We start from the raw sequence: 21,025 nt of genomic DNA, 5'->3' as shown, positions 1-21,025 counted from the left end.
TTATAAAGAATTAACTAGATGCTACCATCCGGTTATCCGTATTGTCAATGTTGTTTGTAGATTGATTTTGTTGGAATATAAATAGAAGTTACACATGAGGAAATGAGGGGTTTTCGAGGGTAGGGCTATAGGGAAGATCCTTACATCGATTCAGTAGGCAAATAAACCTCTCGTTACAGTGGGAAATACATTTAGATTTGGCGGTGAGTAGTACACATTACATAACCAATAAAAAAACCTCGAAAGGCAAAAGCCAATCAAGGTCTATATTTAAAGCAACGTTTTTATTTTTGAGTATCCCTTTTCCACACACTTTGTCCGTCAGTTAAAAACACTGCACTTGGTGGATCATCATATAGAGAAATTTCAACCAATGAACTTTTCTTTTGTCTCAACCAATTATAAACACTGCCTTCGCAATTAGTAGGATGGGATAAAATATTTTTCACTCTAAATACAGCTGCATCATATTCCGCATAATTTATATCATCGTCATCTAGTCCATTGTCTGTTTCAAAAACTGTATCTAATTCGCCAATAATCCTCAATTTACTTTCCCATTCTAGTATTATGTCTCTATCTTCATAATTTATTAATGCTCTAATTAAAGAATCATACCCCATATGCATCCTCTTTTCTTATGATTTCTAAGGTCTTGATGGAACTATATGAGCACCGTCTTTTCCATAATGAATCAATCCTTTAGTAGTCTCAAGGTATTCACCAGTATTGCGATCATAGTATTTCCCTATCGGTTCACCAAAGTCTACTCTTTCTCTACCGTTCTTTAATAGTTCGCCTTTCCCTGCAAACTTATCAAGCAATTCTTGTGCTGTTTTATTATTACCATAGAAGATACTCTTGTTTTTTCCATTTGCTATTTCTTGTTTATAATTTGGAGTATTAGGAATATGTTTCTCTTGAGCACCTGGCTTCACTTTAACTGGGTACCCATTTACTTCACGATAAGGTCCTTTTGGTACTGAATTCTTTCCATAATAAGGTGCACTATTACCCTTACCACCAAACCGAACAAGCGTCTCCTTAGCTTTCTCAATATTACTTAAAGCCTTGTCCTTAATCATCTCCATGATTTCTTTAGCGGACTTGTTTTTAGCGGTTTCTTCAATGATGTCGGGTCCTACTTTTTCTAATACCAGCAAATCCTCTACATTTCCCCCAAGGTACTTAAGGGTGTAGCCAATCTTCTTCATATCTTTGATGTGATCTTTCACACCTTGAGCTGTTTTAGCAATAGGACCTTTTTTGGTGGCAGTGAAGGCTCTTTTCCCCATTTCTTTCAGCACTTTAGGATTCATGACGTTTTTGGCTGAACGGATTAAATAAGCTCCCTCCCGGACAAGATAGGTCTTTACCCCTTTTATACCCATTTTAGCAGCGATCCCAAGAGCTTTGGCAGGAGGAGCCAGAGTTAACACTAGCATTAATAACGCTAAGTCCCTATCAAAATCAGAAAGTTTTTCGCCTGTTATAGGATCAAATTCATTTTCAGGATTTATTCGCTGAATATCATAATAGCTTACTAGCTCCAGTGCAAATACACCAAAATGTTCTGCCATGGAACGGTCGGCACTTTGTATGGCTGCACGGGCAATCATTACCGCTTCCTGGGTTTCATCCACCTTTTGACGGTATGTTTCAATGCTATGATTGAGTTCAGATTGTAGGTCCCTAATTCTTCCTGTGCTGCTTAGAGTCAGGGTAAGCATAAGCTCTGATGTATCCCACTTGAGTTCTTTTAACGTGTTTTCTGCTTCGTCTTCTGCCTGCTGATAAACATCTGCCAGTTTTTTGAGCTGTTCCGGATCTATTTTGATCTCGCTCATTCTAATTCCTTCACTTTCTGAGCTAGGTTGGAAATTTCTTTTTTGATCTCACTGATCAACTCTTTATGAATATCATAAACATTGTTTTCAATCATTTTCAACTCATCTACGAGGGAATCATAAGCGGATCGTGTTTCCCCAGTCCAATCACTAGCATAGGATTGATGGCCGTATCTGGTGTAGCCTACACTTTCATCAAACGCAGAGATTACCTTTTGCAGTTTTACTAGATGGTTTATAAGAGCAGTCATTTCAGTTGCATACTTTGCTTTCTTCGCCGTATTAATGACATCTAATATAGCAATCTCCTCCCTTTTACAGTATTCTTCCAATTCCACTCTACTGGAAAATCACTACCATTTGAATGGTTCATATGAACCAAATGTGATAGCTATAACATGTGAAGAACTCACTAAAATGTTGACATTCGTAGCGTTCAACGAGGTAAGGTCAAATGGACCATCTTGTATCACCTGTGTATTTAGAAGGAATATACTACACCCTCTAAATATCCAAAAATAGTCAAACCGCGCTCTCTCCTTGCCATAGACTAACCTCAATTCCTGCTGTCGAATTCAATTGAATCCCACCGAAAATTCAGTTTTTATTTTCCATAAAAGGTTTTATTCTGGTAATATTAGGTGAGAAACGAAGGAGGATGGCCCATTCAGCCCTCCCTTGTTGTGAAAGTAGTAGACAACCAGATGATTCTTGAGGATTTACATATATTTTTGAAAGCTTAGGAGGAAGTGCGATGACTCGGCGCAGACGATTGAATCGAAGGGGGAAGATTGCGGTGGGGCTTTTGGTTGCCTTGACTGCGGCTCTGTTCTTCTTCCTCGGGGGAAATGATAAGGATGAACAACGGAAGCCTGTGAAGTCGGCTTCCGCCGGTGTGGTGAGAGAGACTCCAACCGTTGAGAAAAGTGATCTTTACCTGACTTTTGACGACGGTCCGTCGAAGGAGTCGGGGCGTCTTCTTGACCTACTGAATGAATTCAATATAAAAGCCACCTTCTTCATGCTCGGGCCACATATGGAGAATGATTCCGATGTGGTCAAGCGGATGAAGGAGGAGGGATTCGGGCTTGCCCTCCACGGGACTTCCCATCAAACAGAGGACATCTACAGCGGACCTTTGGCGCCGCTTCATGAAATGGAGGATGCTCAAGCCATTCTTATAGAACAGACCGGGGTGAGGTCCTCACTCATCCGTCTGCCCTACGGGAGCGTTCCTTACCTGACGGTGGAAATGCGAGGGAATCTTGCTCAAAAAGGGTTCCGTATATGGGACTGGGACATCGACAGCCGTGACTGGGAGCTGAAGGATGAGCGATTTATTCAGTACACTATAGAAAGGATCGAGCATATGATAAATGCAGGGGAATCGCCCGTCGTCCTCCTCCATGACCGCCCCGAGCTCATCGACTACCTGCCTGAGCTCCTCCGTTTCATTGAAACCAAAGGATACAAGACAGGCGTGTTGACCGACGAGATGCAGCCGGTGACGTTTCATTGTGAGGGACGATGCCATTCTTTTGTAGCGAATGAGGGGTAGAGTGACCGGGAAAGCCGTATAGAGTCCATACGGCTTTTTTCATGGTTTTATTACAGGTTGAATTTTTGCTCTCTAGTTACACTCTCTTCAAGAGGAGCACCTTCCCTCATAACCATTTATTGCTTCCCCCTATCCCCCAACCCCAACTCGCGCATAAGACGAAGGATGGTCTTCGGATCGTGGCGGATTCCTTTCCTCATCAAATCTTCCGTTATCCTTCGGTAAGCATAAGGTCCTTTATATAAGCGGGCGACCAAAAGGATTTCTTTTTTCACTTCGGCATATTTATCCGGCCTGTTCAGACGCTTTTCCCAGTAGTAGTAGGTGCTCCGGGGCATGTCAGCGACTTCTACAAGGGAGAGGACATCATATTGATTCTTAAGCTCATAGATGACTTGAGCCTTTGTCTTGTTAGAGTAAGTCTCCTGATTGCCTGCTAGGGTAAATAACTGTTTTAAATAGGCTTCTTTCATTCCTTCTCTTGAGCGTTTGGATGATGGGGTACTTTGTGTAAACATCTTCTAATTACTCCTTAGTTATCAACAGAGGGAAATGTCATTCCTCTTCCATTTTTTGATTGTACCTTCATTCTTATATCGGTAGGTTTCTGAATACAATTAGAAGATTTCGGAAATTCACATAAAATTATATCCCATATTTATTAAACAGATAGAACATACAGGAGAGATCGAGAAAACTCCTGTAGACAGCTATTCGAAGATCTCCCTAAACTCATTTGCTTGGAATGAATATAAGCCACTGTCATTCATATAACCCGAATAGTTAATAGGTCTAGGTTGTATTTATTTAATCTTTTCCTCCTTTATATACAGACAGTCCCTTGACTGAATATCTGTAAAGGAAGGAATGGTTAGATGATTACCTTGTTCTCTACCACTTATATCGTAAAGACTGGAGATACGTTGTATGGTATTGCCCGGAACTTCAATGTGACGGTGGCCCAGCTGAAGGCGTGGAACGGCCTGACGACGGACACGATCCGGGTCGGACAGGTGCTCATTGTGAGCTCCTCCCCTGAATCGGATCGTCCCCTTATGACTTACACCGTAAAGGCTGGGGACACCCTCTACAGTATCGCAGGCCGGTTTGATATGACCCTGGATGAAATCATGAGTCTGAACAATATAACAGACCCGAGCCGCATTCATGTCGGGCAGGTACTCCAAGTGTATGAAATCAGCGGCGGTTCCACTCCAGACCTCACTACCTATGTCGTTCAATCCGGGGACACCCTCTATAGCATCTCCCGGCGCTTCGGGATGACCCTGGATGAAATCATGGTTCTCAATGGCATCACAGATCCTAGCCTTATCCAGATCGGACAGGTGCTTCAGGTGTATGCGAATGGGGGCAATGGCAACACACCAGTACGCGTGACGGCAAGTCAGCTGAACGCGATTGGATGGTCCTATGATTACCTCTCAGATGCCATCGTGGCCGATCTGAACCTCTGTCTGGAACGATTCCAGATCACGACCAAGTCCCGCTTATGCCACTTCCTGAGCCAATGCAGCCACGAATCCGGCGCCGGGCGGTACACGGCAGAGCTTGCCGATGGATGGGCGTATGAAGGAAGGCAGGATCTCGGGAATATCTACCCTGGTGACGGACCGAAGTTCAAAGGCGGAGGATATATCCAACTAACCGGACGCTACAACTACACCCTCTTCTCCGAGGCAGTCGGCGACCCTGAAATCATTAATCAGGGAGTCTATTATGTGGCCGAGCACTATCCATGGCAGAGCGCAGGCTTTTGGTGGGAACTGAACAATATGAATGCCCTTTGTGACACCAATCCGACGGTAAGACAGGTCACCCTCAAGGTTAATGGTGGTACAAGGGGACTTGATGAACGGACGAGATACTATGAGCGATGTGTAGCAATCTTCTAAGTAGAAGACATAGGAAAAAGAGCGGGCCAACAAACGTTGGCCCGCTCTTTTTCTATTAAATATGAAATAAGTACAGCATATCCTTAGAGGCCAGTTTCTTATGCATAAGAAAAAATCCCCACCCCGCTGTATAACATCATGTTTCTTTAGCATCGGGTTGTACTTCACCCTCTTCATGCTTCTTTCATTATAGGAGAACAAAAAACTTGAGAGGGGTACATTGAATGGATACTACACTACAATTAGTAAACATGAAGGAATTAGGGGCAAAAGGAGATGGTGTCACAGACGACTCTTCTGTGTTTCAAGGAGCACTGGATATGGCGAAACAACTAGATGGAATCAGGATCTTCATCCCGGCTGGTGATTACCGTCTAACAAAAGAATTGATCATTCACGAGAATACGGCCATCCTGGCAGATCCAAAGGCGAGGATGATTCGCGATCATTCCAACTACATCTTGATCAACGGGTACAAAAATAGTCAAACGGAACAACCACCCTCCACGTACACCCGCTATAACGGCGCTGGCCATATTACGATCAAAGGAGGCGTATGGGATGGGAACGGCACTAACCAGTCCCGAAAAGCGTCCATTTTTCATATTGGCCACAGCCATGACATCCGTATCAAGGGAGCCACCTTCAAAGACGTTTCAAACTCCCACCACATCGAGTTTAACGCTTGTCAGAACGTCTGGGTACAGGACTGCAGCTTCCTTGGATATGTCGGAACGGATAACTTCAATGAAGCCATACAGCTTGATCTGAGCAAGCGCAGAGTAACCATACTTGGCGTCGACGATGATACGCCGTGCAGAAACGTTTGGATCGAGAACTGTCACTTTGGAGATAGCAGGACGCCAGGAGCGAATCACATTGCCAGGGCGGTAGGCTCACATACTGCAACCATCGGGGTATACCATGAGAATATCTATATCCTCAACAATGTGGTCGAGAACTCCATCAGCTTTGCTTTTCGTGCTTATGCCTGGAAGAACGTCACCATCAGTCACAATCAGATGATCAACTGCGGTGCCGGCATCAACTGGAGAACCAACATGGTCAAGAACCCGCTTGACCACAACACGGAAAATACATCAGGCGTTCAGACTGGGAAATCACAGGTAGTGGAGAACGGAACCATCAGTGATAATAACTTCAGCGGTGGGATGGATAAAGGAAGGGCCATCGAAATCTATGGGGAATCTTCCGGCAGGGCCAAAGGCATCTCAGTGACAGGAAATAATGTTACCCTGTCTCCCAGCACCTCCATCAATGATGCCATTCTGTTGCACTACACCCAGGACTGTACCGTTACAGGAAACCGGGTATATGGAGCCGGGAAGAACGGGATTTCATGTCGGTATACGATCAGTGTGACCGTATCTGGGAATGTCATTGACACTGTAGGAGATCAAGGAATAGCCGTGTCTGGCAGCTCCGCTCATACCAATCTTTCCGGCAATCTGATTAAACGGACAGGAAAGAATGGGATTTACATCACAGAGGCGGATACTTGCACCATCTCCGGGAACACCACCGTTGGCGTAAACGGAGAGAGAAATGATTCCCTATACGCCCACCTACGCCTTACCAACAATGTAGACCGAATCACCATATCAGGGAATGCCTGCAGAAACTATGGTTCCAGTTATGTAGCAGCAAATGCTCTCACGATTACTTCAGGTACTAACATCGTTCGAGCTGGTAACAACTTTGCCGGATTTAATGTCAGTGGGGTATCGGGGATGGCTACAGGAGCGGACCTCCTATAAATAAATTATCCAAAGCGGACCATCCACTTATTGGTGGATGGTCCGCTTTTTCTCTTACTCATAGTCCATCTTTATAACATTTCGCTTTCCTGACCAGGTCATGTCGGTGATAACAGGAGGATGATCTTCTCAAGGAGAACGTCATCTTCTCCCTTGGATTTGACTACCGGTACATCGACAACTCGAAGTACTTCTTTGATTACATGATGAATCATACAGACAACAGTCACGAGCTCACCACCAGCAAAGAAGTCCCGTCGAAATACAGGGTCATTCCAAGAAGCCTGAAGTTCTATAAGATTTTGAACCAGGCTAGGATTGTCATTGGGGAGAGCTGGATCCCCCTCGATTTCTTGAAGAAAGAGGGACAGGAGTGGGTGCAGCTGTGGCACGGGACACCGTTCAAGAAGCTGTTCTTTGACAGCCACGAGCCGTTCATCACTACCTTCAACAAAAACCACAAACGGGATAAGCAGCGGGATATATCCAGATGGGACTACCTTCTTGCCGACTCAACCAAAGCAAAAGAACAATTCACCACAGCGTTCGCATACCCAGTGGAACGGATCTTGAACATCGGATACCCGAGGGTCCAATGGCTAAAGGACAACCGGTACAATCAGGAGTTAATCAAGGAACTCAAACAGTCCATGGAGATACCTGAAGACAAAAAAGTCATCCTGTACGTCCCCACCTGGAGGGATTACAACTACAAAAAATCGGTATTGGATCTGGACTATACCCTGGACATCAGCAGGATGCAGCAGCTATTGGATGAGGACTATGTCTTCTCAACAAGGACCACAGCAAGGGGCGCAACCAGTACAAATATGATCAATGTATAAAAAAGAAACGGCTTGCCTATTTTAAGGAGGCAGCCGTTTTGGACGTCTACAAACATATTCTCATATTCTTTTCATAAGCTTTACTACAAACAACTCTATATACGCTTTCAACTTCAACCAGCCGGCCTCCCATACTTCCCGACTTCCTTCATCCTTTTCAAATTATTAGGCAACTTCCCTGCCCCCATGATAAATAGGCACATTAGCGATTTCAATTTTTAAAAAACCTAACACAATTCCATTAACATGAAATAGAAATAGGGTGAGCCATTTGTACAGACTTCTGAACAACAACTAAGTACGGAGAATGAAGTCACTCAATGCATGAAAAAGATTCTTCTAGCATGAGGAAATAACGCTATCCTTGGTTATACAATATTGAAATAATCAAGCCTCCATCAAGCAAGATGGGGATTAAGGGTTCATCATTTATTAACTTTCTAGTTGTTTGCTGAAAGTATTTAGATACTCTTTAACGGACTTCTTTCCTTTATCCATTATTATTGAAATTAATAACGATATTGGTGTAACAATTAAAAATGCAGAAAATACAAACCATATTACCCCAAAATTAATTCCCAACTTTGTAATCAGCAACTTATAAAATTCTAAAACAAGCACGTGAGATAAATACATTCCATATGAGGCATTAGCAAGATATATGAAAATCGCTTTAAGGCTTTTAAAATTCCACTTTAAACCAATTGCTAAGAACATAAATGCTAAGGAAAATAATATTACGCTCGGCCTCATTGATGTTGTGGCCAATTCTACACTTTGATTTTGTAGATTAATATAGCATTCTAAAATTACAAAAATCAGTAGTATGAAGAATAAAGTTAACAGTAGCGAAACTTTTGTTTTAATAATTGCAACTTTGACTTTGAAATTTTCAGCAAACCATATACCAAATGAAAAGTAAAAGATCCAGTTGAAAATATTCAGAGGATTTGTTAAAACACTAATACCACTGTAGACACCATAATATTGACTTATTAAAGTGATCAGCAAAAAAAATATTAAGCCTATGTTGGTTCTTGATATATTGTAGATAATTGGATAAAAAATATATAGTATAAGAATTACTGGTACATAATACAAATGGTAGTAGCTAGTACCAAGTAAAATGCCTTTAGTTAAATTAATTAAATTTATATTCTGATTTGAAAAAGCAAAATATATTAAATTCCATACTAAATACATACCAAAAATTTTTGATATTTGACCTACTAAAAAATTCAAATATTTCTGACTGTATTTCTTGGTAATTGTAAGTCCCCAACCGGATAATATTATAAAAATAGGAACTGCAAACCTTGAAGCTTGATTAATAAACAAGATAATTCCATTAGAAAGGCCAGAATGGCTTTCTCCAAAAAAACTGGATGAAATATGTATAAGAATTACTGATAGGATAGCTACCCCTCTTAAGATGTCCATTTCTTCTATTCTTTTATTATGAATCATAACCGCCCCCTAAGTTCCACAAAAAACAGCCTATATAGCATTTCTAAGGCCGTTTAAATTAATTAAATAAAATGATGTTAGGTTGTTTTATTCTTTCCATGTTATTTGTATTTTTAAGCCATTCTTAAATAGCTACTTTTCTAAAAAACTATCACGCTATAAAGACTCCAATAATTCAGTCCACTTTCTCACTATATTGTCGATTTCAAATCTATCGAGTCCTAATAAAGAATTCTTCGCGAGCTTTTTTCTCACGTCTGCATTAACTATAAGGTGTTCTATTCTCTCTACCATTTCTTCAACATTAAAATCGGAAATCAAATAGCCATTTACATTTTGGTTAATAATTTCTGCAGGACCATTTTTACAATCGAAACTAATTACTGGAATTCCAGACTGAAGAGCTTCTATTAAAACCATCCCAAATGATTCTTTACGTGAGGTCATTACATAGAAAGAATATTCCTTATATCTACTATATATATCGATTACTTCTCCCTTTAAGTAGACATTATTTCTAAGATTCTTAGCATCAATAATCCCGTTCATTTCTTTTTGATAATTCCCACTCCCATATATATGCCACTCCCATTCCTTATGTTTGGCAAATACTCTTTCAGCAACCTCTAATAAGTAATCATAGCCTTTAACCTTCACAAGGCGCCCACAAGTAATAATTTTTTTTGAGTTTGAATTATAACTGAAATTCGCAATACTCTCATCAAGAGGATTGTATATTTGCTCAATTCTATTAATCTTTCTTACATTTTGAAGGTAGTCCGCTCTATCACGATTAGTTAAGACTACTATGCTATCATTATACTTTCCTGCTATTCTCCTCCCGAACCATGCTAATCCAAATACCTTTCCCCCATCTGCATAACTAGCATGTTCGACAGATACAGTCTTTATGTTAGGGAATTTTTTCAACACTCTCCATGTAAAACAATTAAAGCCTATTGCTTCAATTATTAAAAAATCGATTGAATTTTCATTTACATATCTCTTGAATTTTTTTTTGATATTAATAATATTTTTTCTTACGCTAAAAGGTTCGTCAAACAAATTTAAAATTTTAATTCTATTATCCAACGCGAACAACGGGGTTTCCGCTGTCTTAAATAGCGAAAGGATTGTAATTTCATAGTTTTCAGACGCAACTAGTTTGTTAGCCAATATACATACAGACCTAGTATCCCCGCCTTGATTATAAATGTTCTTAACTAAAAACGTAACTTTACTCATAAGAATTTCTCCTTATTTTTAGGAACTTTAATATTAAATGTGATAGATATTTAAACTCTTGAGTTTTACTAAAAGAAAATACAAAGATGAAATTTGGTATTATTAAACATATTAATACCTTGATGCAAAAACCGAACAAATCTTGCTGAGGTATAAGTTGAACTATAAACCACGCAAAAGATCCAACTATTATATTAACTATTGTGTAAAATAAAATCTTCAAATAATATTTACTAACCTTTTTATAAAAAATGTGCTTATATACTATAAAAGGCTCAATCCAGAAACTAGTTAATAACATACTAATTATTGTACCAACTAAAATACCGTTTATTCCCATGATTTTCACTAAAAGAATTGATAATACAATATTCAAGCTCCCTTCAATTAATGGCTTGTATTTATCTTGTCTAAACAATCCTGCAGCATTTTTAAACAATAGGGCAGTATTTCTAAAACAAAATAGATAGAAATTAATTACAATTAGTATTATAGTCGTAGAACTCAGCAAATACGTGTCTCCAAGCCATAGAGTAATAAAAGGATTAATTAAGATCAATAAATTGATAGAACAAAAACCTACAATCCAGAAATTAATAAATAATAAATTATTAAACACATTGTAATTTCTTTGTTTTTCTTCAGTGACTAATAAGTTTCCAACACTTGCAGTTATAGAATTATAAATTTGATTAAATATAGAAATTATTGCATTTATTATTAAAATATAATTTGAGTATAATCCAACCCAATATACTCCTAAATAAATTGAAATCACAATGTTATCGGTTCCTTGTAGAATTGCACCACCAATTTTATGTAACAAGATTGCTTTTACATTTTCAAATATACCAGATTTTTCATCTTTACTTATTTTAACTCTGTTTTTATTTCTTAAAAATGGAAACATATTGTTAGCAATCTTTGAAATAAACAAATTTTCTATAAGTGTTACTAATATTTGAATAACTAAGAATAAAATGAAGTTTTTAGTTGTTAACAATACCAATACTTGTAAAATATTCAAAGAAACTATCGATGTATAGTGAATAGTATTAATGATGTAATTCTTTTGATAAGCTATCACAATAGATCTTTTGTAAGCATAAAAATATGAGATAGTTGTATTTAATACAAATAGAAGAAAAATGAAATGGATATTTGGTATGGAGGTCGTAGAAGTAAATAATGATACAAATGGTAAGATTAATAAACCAAACACAAATACCACAATTCCAATAATTGTATAAGCTTGTTTATAAAAATTCATTAATCCCATAATTGCATTTTCATTTTTCTTGGCTAATGGGGCATATAAGCTATAAACTATAGCACTTCCTATGCCTAAATCAGCTAGTGATAGTATTGTCACAATATTAATAAAAAGACTATTTAAACCTAGATAGTCAATTCCAAGTGTCTTTATAAAGAAATACCTTGCAGGAAAAGCTATTAGCATTGCTATGATTTGACCTATAAATGAAACTGTTACATTCCTAAAGGAGTTATGAGTTCTCAAGTTTCAACCCCCCTCTAAAAATATTCACTTTTTTCTTCTCTAATTCATCCTTTCCTTCGTTTATATAAAACATAAAAATTATCCAAGTAGTGGAAACCAAAGTTCCTCCATAAATCGATATAATCAGTAAAATAACCACACTGATTTGCGAGAACCCTTGCGTATTCTTAAATAGATTTAAAAACATTAAAGCAAAAACTATGAACGTAATTATTCCTCCTGTGACTAATACGTATGCTACTGTGTTCATATATTCATAGTTATAGAGTCTTTGACCATTCGAGTTAATGCCATAAAGGTCATTCTCTGTTGTAATATTATTATCTAAAACATACGATGTTACATTACCATAGCCAGTCCCAACAAACTTATGGTAAATATCTAACTGTTCAAAAACTTGAAAACCTCTTATTACGCGGACACCTGTTGAATCATATGAAGTTCCCTCTACAAATCTACCGAGTGTGGCCTTATGTAAAGGTTCATTGTTAAATACTAAGATTACAAACGACAAACATACAAATACAACAAGAAATGAAATACCTACTTTTTTAGGGACACTTATACTTTTGCGTAATGAAAATAACCATAATGACCAAATTATTAAAGTAATAAAGATGGCTTGTGCTGAAAGTGTTGCAATTAAGGATATACTTATAAACAATGCAAATTTTACACTAATGTACTTTTTCTCTTGGTTAAATTTGAACAAGGAAAATAGTAGTGCAGGAAAAAGAAATTGAGCTAAAACACCTGGTTCTAAAAAGAAGGATTGCGGTCTAAACAACTGTGAATATACTGCATTAAAATCAATTAGACTGTAACTGGTATTATTATAAAGAGGCAGAAAATTCACAACTGAGGGAACTATTTTATGCAAAAAATAAAATGCGAAAACTTGAATAAAAAGAAAAACACATGCAATAGTTGCCAACCAACGATAGATGCGTATGGATAAATCTAAATTAAAATATAATTTCCTAATATAAACAATGATAATAAAATAAAAAAACAAGCGTGCAAATAATTTTATAGAATCATTTATATTATAGCTTCCAACTTGTGATAGTGCTGAAAGTAAACTTGTAAGTAATAAAAGATATAAAAACAAACCATAAGAAGAAAATGAAATATTCTCATTTTTTTTACTTATTTCAACTACACCTAGAACAGTAAAAAAAATTAAGCCGATTTCACCTAGCGTTATATTTGGAATTGGGGAAGCATACTGATGTAATATGGGCATAATACATACTAAAAAAGTGAAGACTTTCTCTCTACTTAATAAATATTTTTCTCTCATATTTTACCTCTATATTTTACTTATTTCCTCGTACGTTCTAGTACAATTTCTTTGATCATGTAACGGGAAAAAGTTTTTAATTCTTTCTGAATAATTTTTTGACAACCTAAAATTATCTTTGTGTCTAAGTTTAACTTCTTTTATTAAATCTTGTGAATTGTATAGTACAGGTCCAAAACCATCTCTTACGTAATTAAAATAGCCTTCTTTATAATGATTTTGTCGATATTTAGAGTCGTCAAAATGAAAATGTAAGATAGGCTTGTTCATATATGCAAAATCAAAGAAGACACTTGAATAATCTGTTATTAGTATGGCAGATTCCTTTAAAAGTTCTTGGACGTCAAATTCACTTTTCCTAGCTATAGTTATATTATTAGTTGATTCACCAAACAAATGAATATATTTTTGAATATTATCATGAGGATAGAAAACAATCTTTAGCTCATTTTCTTTTAGGTACTCATTTAAGTCTTTATCCCTAAGAAGTTTCAAATATTCTTGTAGATAATCAGACTTTTCAAATTCTTCTACTTCACTGTCCAACCAATGCCTCCACGTTGGCATTATTAAGATTTGGTTATTATTTACTTTTACATTATGTAAACCATCAAATCTACAAAGACCTATATATTTGACATGATTTTTTGGGTAACCAAATTCTTTTGCAACGTACTCATACTCGGGTGCTGCACCACATACAAAAAGATCTACTTTAGTATTTTTGTATAATGCAAAATTAAGCATGTCTTTTATTATTCCATGCTGAAGAAATACCTTTGTGTTCTTAATAACTCCCAATATTTCTAAATTTAAACACAGTTGCCCTCCAGGTTCTCCACTACCTATATGAGAACTTATATTTTTATTAGCAGCGAAATAATACAAAAAATGTCTAATACTACCAAAATTTATAGTGTTACCCAATATGGAAACTTTATTATAATCATTAGAGTCTTTATTTATTGCGTAATAAGCATTATCATTTGGATAATTTTCTCTAATATACTTAAAAAGATAATAGCCATTGTCTCTAGCATCATCAGGTCTTTCACTAATTAACCATATATCTTTTTTATAAAGTTTTAATAAATATGATAAGGGATATGCAGCCAATATTTTCAATAAACTATTTAAATCTTGTAACCTAATTTTCTTTAATTTGGTTATCCAGTACATCTAATTCACCTTTTTAAAATTATTCGCACCTTTAAGCATCATAGAAAGTGCGTTAGGCATAGTAATTTCATTTTTATATAATTTATATTTTCTAATCAAAAATTGTATTATTAATAAATACGCAAAGTTTTTTGAAAGTGCAGTAAAAAAAACACCTTTATCGTAGAAATATTTATCATTATAACCGTTAAACCATGATGATCCTTCTTGATCAACTATGGCAATTTCATCTGGATTTGTTTCTACTCTAAGACCTTTTTTCAAACATTCAAATAAAAATAAACTATCTTCTCCAGCACTAAACTTAGCCCCTCCTCCAAATAAGAGAGAAAAACTAATATTAGCGTTCCAGATACTATTTTTTCTAAATGCAACATTCACTGCACCGTACCTCATAAAATTATAGCTACGGACTCTTCTTATAGTTTTAATATTTGCAGTTGGCCTATTTTTATTAGTACTTGGAACATTGAATAGTATCACGTCAGCCTTAGGTTGTGAATTAAACGCTGCAAGGATATTTTCTTCGTATTTGGGGTTATAAACCATATCATCATCCGCAAGTAAACAAATATCCCCCTTAGCTCTCATTAAAGCATTGTTTCTGCTTAAACCTATACCCTTTTCTTTCATAGAGATTATTCTTATTTTAGAAGCATTTTTAATTAATTCTTTATATCCAAAATAATTGTTAGTTTGATTAATTATTAGTGTATCGGTTTGTAAATTCATTTTTTCAATAAAATTATCATTTTTTTGATTCATTGTTGATAATAAGACTTCAACCTTCACTATATCACCTATGTTTTCTGTTTTTTAATATTTTTATTAGCCCACTGGGACTGTAAATAAATGAGAAAGTAGAATTTTTAATAAAACCGAGATAATTTTTTCTTCTCAATTCTGTATAAGCCAACACAGCATAATGTCTCATTTTTATTACTTTTTTTTCGTTGAAATCTAACATGAAAAAATACTTTTTCTTTTGGTTAAACAGTTGGATTTCCCCAGCAATTTTCCCATCACCGCTTGATAAGCCAACCGTTTTTGAATGTTCATAGGCTTTTACATCACATTGTGGTAAGTATCCGAATAAACCGTTTCCATTTATAGCATTTAACATTAGGTAAAATTCATCCCCGATATCAATTTCAGGGAAGCATCCAATAAATTTAATATATTCCTTTTTAAACATTAGCGTATCGGTTCCTGTCAAATGATTCAATAAATGGTATTTCAAGAGTTTTGTTTTACTACCAATGATATCTTTTTCCAAGTCTAATCGCTTTCTATAGTCAACCAAGTCATTTTCTTCGTTATACAATTTTAGATCAGTAATGCAAAAATCGAGTTTGTTTTCCTGCATGAAAAGAACTTGTTTTTTTACTTTATCTTTCAAATATATATCATCATCATCTAGAAACGTTATATATACTCCATTTGCAGATGCAATCCCAACATTTCGAGATTTTGCCGACCCTAAATTTTGATTATTTACTTGGTGCTTGATATTAATAGTATTATGGTGCTCAACTTCAGATATTATATTCTTTACGCGTTGATTCCACGTTAGATCTGCATTATCATCAACTACTATTATCTCGAGGTCTTCGTAGGTCTGTATAGCTAATGAGTTTAATGCTTTAACTAAAGAGTGATCTCTTCTATATGTTGACACTATGACGCTGACTAATTTATCTGGATTCAAATTTACTACCACCAATTTTAGATTTCATTACACTCTTTTTTTGGTTCGATAATGCAACTTCTTCATCTGCACTAAGATTATTTTTGTCCTTCTAGATAACCCCTTCTATTCAATACGATTGATATAGTTCCGAAAAAACATTTTACGTCCATTGTAAGGCTTTGATTTTTCACATATTCTCCATCGAGTTTAGACTTCACATCAATTGGCAGTTCATCTCTTCCATTGATTTGCGCCCAACCAGTAAGACCAGGATACACATCGTTTGCACCATATTTATCTCTTTCCTCTATAAGGTCATACTGATTCCACAAAGCTGGCCTAGGACCTATGATACTCATATCTCCAACAAAGATGTTCCATAACTGTGGGAGTTCATCCATGCTGGATTTACGTAGGAATTTACCAATTTTTGTAATATATTGATCCGGATCATTCAATAAATGAGTTGGTGTATCACTCGGTGTATCAATACGCATCGTTCGAAACTTTAGAATATTGAAGGTTTCCTTATGGATTCCAATTCTCTTTTGCTTAAAAAGAATTGGTCCTTTAGAGGTGATCTTGATAGCTATAATGAAGACAAGAATGAATGGTGACGCTACAATCATACCTAACAATGAAAGTAGGATATCTAGCATTCGCTTGATCTTTAAGGTTTGATACAATTTCCTATCCCCTTTGAGTCAGAGGGAAACTCTGACTTAATTATTTACTTTTTCTGTTACTGTTTTCAGATAATCCATAACCTGGTCTCTAAGGTCTTCCCTTTCAAGTGCAAAATCTAGAGTAGCCTTGATGAACCCAAACTTATCTCCAACATCATGACGCTCGCCTTCAAACTCATAACCAACGACCATTTGCATCTCGTTCAACTTCTTGATCGCGTCAGTCAATTGGATTTCTCCACCTGCTCCAGGAGGAAGGTTTTCTAGAATATCAAAGATTTCTGGACGAAGTAGATAGCGACCCATGATGGCATAGTTGGATGGCGCATCCTCTGCCTTAGGTTTCTCCACAAGATCATTGAGGTGGTAGACACCGTCGTCAAAACGATTCTGATTATACGAGATAATCCCGTATTTCGAAACGTCTTGCTCTGGTACTTCCTTGACCCCGATTACAGAAGAATTGTATCGCTTGTAAACATCGATAAGTTGCTTCAAACAAGGGTATTCTGGAGAGTGAACAATATCATCTCCTAGTAGAACGGCAAACGGTTCATTTCCAATAAAGCGTCTGGCACATGAGATGGCATGTCCAAGACCTAGCGGTTCTTTTTGACGGATATAGTGAATATTAGCAAGTTTAGAGATACCTTGTACTTCTTCAAGCTGGTCGTACTTCTCTTTCTTAGCAAGCGTTTCTTCCAACTCATACGATTTGTCGAAGTGATCTTCAATGGCACGTTTTCCTCGACCGGTAACGATGATAATATCTTCAATGCCAGAAGCTACAGCTTCTTCGATAATGTATTGAATAGTCGGTTTATCGACAATTGGTAGCATTTCCTTCGGTTGTGCTTTTGTGGCTGGCAGGAAGCGGGTGCCAAGACCTGCTGCTGGGATAATGGCTTTTCTTACTTTTTGCATGGGTGACACTCCTTTTTAATTAGCACTTTTCATGAGAATGCCTTCATTCTTATTGGCAAGATCCAATACATAATTGGCAATGTACTCTTGGTTGAACCCATGGTGATTCTCAATTAGGTTACTTACGCGTTTAAAATCAAATTCCACTGTACTTCCAATGAAGATTTTAGGGAAGATTTCCTTACTATGGACCTCGTTCTCCCCGAGCAGCTCTTCATACATTTTTTCACCGGGTCGTATTCCTGCATAGCTGATGCCGATTTCTTCTAAGGTGTATCCGGATAAATTAATTAAATTTTTAGCAAGGTCGACAATCTTGACCGGTTCACCCATATCAAGGACGAAGACTTCTCCTCCACGGGCAAGGGCGCCTGCCTGCAGGACGAGCCTTGATGCTTCCGGGATGGTCATGAAGTAGCGTGTCATATCCGGATGGGTAACCGTAACCGGTCCACCAGCCTGTATCTGCTTCTTGAATAGGGGGATGACGCTTCCCCGGCTACCTAGTACGTTCCCGAATCGGACGGCAACAAAGTTGGTATCACTATCTTTGTTCAGGTTCTGAATGACCATTTCGGCTATTCGCTTCGTGGACCCCATCACATTTGTTGGGTTAACTGCTTTGTCAGAAGAGACAAGGACGAAGGTTTTCACACCGAATGTGTCGGCTGCTTCTGCAACGTTTTTCGTTCCGATGACGTTGTTCTTGACGGCTTCCCTTGGGTTATACTCCATCAGCGGTACATGCTTATGAGCCGCGGCATGGTATACAACATCCGGTGAATAGGATTCCATCACCTCAAAGATCCGGTCGCGGTCTTGGACGTCTGCGATAATCGGGATGATGTTGAAGTCATTTTTGTATTTAGTACGGAGCTCCATATCAATTCCATAAATGGAGTTTTCTCCGTGCCCAAGGAGCAACAGGGTGTCCGGATCAAACTTGCTTACCTGACGGCAGATTTCCGAGCCTATAGAACCGCCTGCACCTGTCACTAGAATGGTTTTTCCAGTCAGTTTTTCTGAAATGGTTTTTGTGTCGAGATCAACTGGATCCCTTCCAAGGAGATCTTCTACCTGCACTTCACGGAACTGATGGACCGACACCTTCCCGGATACAATGTCTTCAATCATTGGCATGATCTGCGTTTTAGCAGATGTCTTGCTGCATTCCTGATAGATGTTCTGAATATCATGCTTGCTCAGGGACGGTATGGCAATGATGATGTTATCGACATTGAGCTTTTCCACAATCTTGGGAATATCCTTTGTTTGGCCGAATACTTGAACCCCATAAATTTGAAGCTTGTATTTCTTTGGATTGTCATCTATAAAACCAACGGGAAGTAGATCGGTTTCGGAATTCTTTCTTAACTGCCTTACGAGCATAGAACCTGCAGACCCTGCCCCGATGATTAAGGCCCTCTTTTTCTCCTGCTTCGGTTTGATATAGTGGTCTCGGTACATTCTCCAGGAGAAACGGGATCCTCCGATCAGAAGAATATGTAGCATCCACGTGACGGCCATGACCCTTATGTAGACGTCCTGATTGACGAGTAATTGTATGATGGCTGTACTGGCAATGGAAAAGGTAATGGCTTTCACAATAGTGACCATTTCTCCGATACTCGCATATTCCCATGCCTTTTGGTATAAACGATAAATGAAGGCAAATACATGATGACTGATGAGCAGACAGATGGAGCTGAAGATAAGCGTTGGGATAGTGAAGACCTTTAACGTAGGATGAAGAATAAAGTAACCGGCGTAAATAGCGGTCAGGACAATGATGGAATCTAGCACCATCAAAAGCGAAATTCGCTTCGTATAGCTCAACTTGACTCCTCCTTTAAATTTTTTGACAAATTAAATACCTAAGGGAATCATATAGACTGCGCTACATTCTTCCCTTAGGCATTTAGTAGAGTATTCCACAAAAATTATTCATTCTACCTAAACCTAAATACATGAATAGATTTTACATTATTACGTAAATTTGATATCATGAAAAAAATGGGCATCAAACCCATCCTCACATCCCCCCATCGACGACTAGCATCTAAGGCTAGGAGTATTCTCCTGCCCACAGGGTGACCGAGTGCCTCCGATTATAATGGATAGGAGACATTCCCAAAATTCTACTGTTGTCATAACTCTTCATTAACCTGTAACTCCAACGACAATAGTACCTTAGGACCTTATCAAATATTCATATGAGTTAGAAGATTCCGAGGAATTTTTTCTTTTTGATCCGTTCGGGAATCTCTCTGTATATGTTCTTACCATCAATGAGAAGTTCAGCATTCTCTGTAAAGTAGTAGATCATGTCGATGCCGTATTGTTTCTCGATGGTATCCATGGCTTCTGCCATTTTAAAGGTGCGATTTTTGACGTTATGGGCATCTGATGCAATGAAATGAGTCAGGTTTGCTTCAATCATCTGCTTCGATAACCTTTGAATGTTCTTTCCGAAGTACCCAGTGAGGGAAGCTGCTGTCACTTGCGTGATGGCCCCATTCTTCACGAGCGTATATAACTTGTCCGGTCTTTCCATGATCTCAGCATTTCGCTCTGGGTGAACGATGACGGGTACAAGCCCTTCATTTTGAAGATCGTAGAATAGTCGCTCGGCGTAACCCGGTATAGCGTTTGATGGGAATTCCACGAATAGATAGTGGGATACTTGGTTAAGCGTCAGCAGCTCACCCTTACGGTAGTCCTCTACCATTTCCCCGTAAATTCTTGTCTCCTGACCAGGAAGGACCTTTAGATCCACCCGTTCCTCTTTCAGCGTCTTATTTAATTCATCTACACGGTGTAGAATGTCTGTCCGTACATTTTCATACTTCCCGTTTCGATGATGGGGTGTGGCAAGGATGGTGTGAATCCCTTCCGATACTGCTTTTTTCGCCAGGACGATGCTGTCTATGTAGCTCTGAGCTCCGTCATCAATCCCCGGTAGGATATGACTATGGATATCGATCAAAAAGACCCCTCCCCCTAAGGGTATTATCAAACCTCGTACCATTGTACTACATGTACAGAAAATGTAAATAGGTGAAATTTGTCGA

Annotated in this window: 19 protein-coding genes; 4 read left to right on the top strand and 15 right to left on the bottom strand. The window is 37.8% G+C overall.

Features of this window, described 5'->3' with window-relative positions:
• Positions 1-284 precede the first annotated feature (284 nt).
• From ABJ225_RS16015 to ABJ225_RS16005, 3 genes are read right to left on the bottom strand one after another with little or no spacing between them, the layout of a single operon-like run.
• A complete protein-coding gene (locus ABJ225_RS16015) occupies positions 285-623 on the bottom strand; it encodes a hypothetical protein (RefSeq protein ID WP_347321065.1) in 339 nt (112 codons plus the stop codon).
• Between the two features lie 24 nt (positions 624-647).
• A complete protein-coding gene (locus ABJ225_RS16010) occupies positions 648-1,847 on the bottom strand; it encodes a polymorphic toxin type 50 domain-containing protein (RefSeq protein WP_347321064.1) in 1,200 nt (399 codons plus the stop codon).
• Complete coding sequence (locus ABJ225_RS16005) at positions 1,844-2,185, bottom strand: hypothetical protein (protein WP_347321063.1); 342 nt, start codon at positions 2,183-2,185, stop codon at positions 1,844-1,846. Before ABJ225_RS16005 ends, ABJ225_RS16010 begins: the two co-directional genes overlap by 4 nt.
• Positions 2,186-2,601: 416 nt before the next feature.
• Here ABJ225_RS16005 and ABJ225_RS16000 point away from each other — a divergent pair, with 416 nt between their 5' ends.
• Positions 2,602-3,405 (top strand): polysaccharide deacetylase family protein, encoded by an 804-nt coding sequence (locus ABJ225_RS16000; RefSeq protein ID WP_347321062.1) that lies wholly within the window; start codon positions 2,602-2,604, stop codon positions 3,403-3,405.
• A 116-nt stretch (positions 3,406-3,521) separates the two neighbouring features.
• Here ABJ225_RS16000 and ABJ225_RS15995 read toward each other — a convergent pair whose 3' ends face one another.
• A complete protein-coding gene (locus ABJ225_RS15995) occupies positions 3,522-3,923 on the bottom strand; it encodes a hypothetical protein (protein WP_347321061.1) in 402 nt (133 codons plus the stop codon).
• Between the two features lie 357 nt (positions 3,924-4,280).
• On the opposite strand from ABJ225_RS15995, the gene ABJ225_RS15990 reads away from it, so the two are divergent.
• The 3 genes from ABJ225_RS15990 (at position 4,281) to ABJ225_RS15980 (ending at position 7,941) form a co-directional block, all read left to right on the top strand.
• Positions 4,281-5,318 carry a LysM peptidoglycan-binding domain-containing protein gene (locus tag ABJ225_RS15990; RefSeq protein WP_347321060.1) on the top strand — a complete coding sequence of 346 codons (1,038 nt, stop codon included), beginning with the start codon at positions 4,281-4,283 and terminating at the stop codon, positions 5,316-5,318.
• Positions 5,319-5,542: 224 nt separating this feature from the next.
• Positions 5,543-7,096 carry a right-handed parallel beta-helix repeat-containing protein gene (locus ABJ225_RS15985; RefSeq protein ID WP_347321059.1) on the top strand — a complete coding sequence of 518 codons (1,554 nt, stop codon included), beginning with the start codon at positions 5,543-5,545 and terminating at the stop codon, positions 7,094-7,096.
• Between the two features lie 173 nt (positions 7,097-7,269).
• Positions 7,270-7,941 carry a CDP-glycerol glycerophosphotransferase family protein gene (locus ABJ225_RS15980; protein WP_347321092.1) on the top strand — a complete coding sequence of 224 codons (672 nt, stop codon included), beginning with the start codon at positions 7,270-7,272 and terminating at the stop codon, positions 7,939-7,941.
• A gap of 432 nt (positions 7,942-8,373) precedes the next feature.
• Here ABJ225_RS15980 and ABJ225_RS15975 read toward each other — a convergent pair whose 3' ends face one another.
• The 11 genes from ABJ225_RS15975 to ABJ225_RS15925 all read right to left on the bottom strand — a co-directional run bounded on the left by ABJ225_RS15975 (position 8,374) and on the right by ABJ225_RS15925 (position 20,940).
• Positions 8,374-9,408 (bottom strand): acyltransferase, encoded by a 1,035-nt coding sequence (locus tag ABJ225_RS15975; RefSeq protein WP_347321058.1) that lies wholly within the window; start codon positions 9,406-9,408, stop codon positions 8,374-8,376.
• A gap of 156 nt (positions 9,409-9,564) precedes the next feature.
• Positions 9,565-10,653, bottom strand: coding sequence for a glycosyltransferase family 4 protein (locus tag ABJ225_RS15970; RefSeq protein ID WP_347321057.1), 1,089 nt, complete (start codon positions 10,651-10,653; stop codon positions 9,565-9,567).
• Entirely contained in the window at positions 10,646-12,172 is a 1,527-nt protein-coding gene (locus tag ABJ225_RS15965; RefSeq protein ID WP_347321056.1) for a lipopolysaccharide biosynthesis protein, read from the bottom strand. The genes ABJ225_RS15970 and ABJ225_RS15965 overlap by 8 nt, the downstream gene beginning before the upstream one ends.
• Complete coding sequence (locus tag ABJ225_RS15960; protein WP_347321055.1) at positions 12,159-13,475, bottom strand: hypothetical protein; 1,317 nt, start codon at positions 13,473-13,475, stop codon at positions 12,159-12,161. Before ABJ225_RS15960 ends, ABJ225_RS15965 begins: the two co-directional genes overlap by 14 nt.
• A 9-nt stretch (positions 13,476-13,484) precedes the next feature.
• Complete coding sequence (locus ABJ225_RS15955) at positions 13,485-14,654, bottom strand: CDP-glycerol glycerophosphotransferase family protein (protein WP_347321054.1); 1,170 nt, start codon at positions 14,652-14,654, stop codon at positions 13,485-13,487.
• Positions 14,655-15,446, bottom strand: coding sequence for a glycosyltransferase family 2 protein (locus tag ABJ225_RS15950; RefSeq protein WP_347321053.1), 792 nt, complete (start codon positions 15,444-15,446; stop codon positions 14,655-14,657).
• A 4-nt stretch (positions 15,447-15,450) separates the two neighbouring features.
• Entirely contained in the window at positions 15,451-16,362 is a 912-nt protein-coding gene (locus ABJ225_RS15945; RefSeq protein WP_347321052.1) for a glycosyltransferase family 2 protein, read from the bottom strand.
• 77 nt (positions 16,363-16,439) lie between these two features.
• Positions 16,440-17,003 (bottom strand): sugar transferase, encoded by a 564-nt coding sequence (locus tag ABJ225_RS15940; protein ID WP_347321091.1) that lies wholly within the window; start codon positions 17,001-17,003, stop codon positions 16,440-16,442.
• A gap of 63 nt (positions 17,004-17,066) precedes the next feature.
• Positions 17,067-17,954 (bottom strand): UTP--glucose-1-phosphate uridylyltransferase GalU, encoded by an 888-nt coding sequence (gene galU, locus ABJ225_RS15935; protein WP_347321051.1) that lies wholly within the window; start codon positions 17,952-17,954, stop codon positions 17,067-17,069.
• Positions 17,955-17,969: 15 nt separating this feature from the next.
• Positions 17,970-19,790 (bottom strand): polysaccharide biosynthesis protein, encoded by a 1,821-nt coding sequence (locus ABJ225_RS15930; RefSeq protein ID WP_347321050.1) that lies wholly within the window; start codon positions 19,788-19,790, stop codon positions 17,970-17,972.
• A gap of 382 nt (positions 19,791-20,172) precedes the next feature.
• On the bottom strand, positions 20,173-20,940 hold the full coding sequence (locus ABJ225_RS15925; RefSeq protein ID WP_347321049.1) for a tyrosine-protein phosphatase: 768 nt from the start codon (positions 20,938-20,940) through the stop codon (positions 20,173-20,175).
• Positions 20,941-21,025: the final 85 nt, after the last annotated feature.

It is taken from the genome of Rossellomorea sp. RS05 (genome assembly GCF_039822645.1).
Classification (GTDB): domain Bacteria; phylum Bacillota; class Bacilli; order Bacillales; family Bacillaceae_B; genus Rossellomorea; species Rossellomorea marisflavi_B.
This window is presented reverse-complemented; position numbering and strand designations above follow the sequence as displayed.